Annotated in this window: 1 protein-coding gene; it reads left to right on the top strand. The window is 38.6% G+C overall.

The window, feature by feature from the left end; genetic code table 11:
* On the top strand, positions 1 to 1,002 hold a 1,002-nt coding region (locus FHL06_RS14345), incomplete at both ends, for an iron-containing alcohol dehydrogenase (protein ID WP_153387347.1).

Here is a 1,002-nt window from a genome sequence, read left to right as displayed (position 1 = left end):
GAGAAATAATATGCAATGGATTAAACAACCAAGAGTTTACTATGAAAAGACATCAGTCCGTTACTTAGAGGACCTTGAAGGTATGAAGAGAGCCTTTATCGTCTGTGATCCTGTCATGGTTCAATTAGGTTACGTTGATACAATTACTGATGAATTGAAACGTAGTAAAGTTAACGTTGAATATTCAATGTTCTCAGATGTTGATAACATTGTGACAACTGATATCGTTCAACGTGGTGTGACACAAATGAACTTGTTCAAACCTGATACAATTATTGCTTTAGGTGGCGGCAAGACTATGGAAACAGCCAAAGATATGTGGCTCTTCTATGAACACCCTGATGTCGATCTCTTTGGTGCCAAACAAGGATTCATTGATATTAGAAAACGTACTTACAAGTTCCCTAAGCCTGAAAAAGCTCAATTTGTTGCCATTCCAACTACCTTTGGTAACGGTGGACAAGTTACACCATTTAGTTCAATCATCGATACCAAGACCGGGACTAAGTACCCAATCGCTGATTATGCATTGACCCCTGATGTTGCTATCATTGATTCACAATTTGTTGAAACAATGCCAAAAGACATCATGGCTGAATCTGGTATGGATGTATTGAATAATGCTATTGAATCATACGTTGCTAATATGGCATCAGATTACACAAGACCATCAGCACTTCAAGCTATTAAGTTAGTCTTTGATAACTTAGAGAAAGCTGTAGCCGGTGATAAGGATGCTCAAGCTGAAATGCACAATGCTTCAACACTAGCTGGACTTTCATACGGAAATGCCTTTGCTGGTGTAGCTCACTCAATTACTGATGCATTGACAAACGTCTATGGTATCAACCATGGTTTAGCCTCAATCATAGCTTTGCCACAAGTTATTAACTATAACTTTGAACAACCAACAAAGATGACAATGTGGCCTGCATATGAAAGCTTCAGAGCAGATTCAGACTATGCTGCAATTGCCAGTTACGTTGGTTTAAGTGGAAAAGA

This window comes from Companilactobacillus halodurans (assembly GCF_009600985.1).
GTDB classification, from domain to species: Bacteria; Bacillota; Bacilli; order Lactobacillales; family Lactobacillaceae; genus Companilactobacillus; species Companilactobacillus halodurans.
This window is presented reverse-complemented; position numbering and strand designations above follow the sequence as displayed.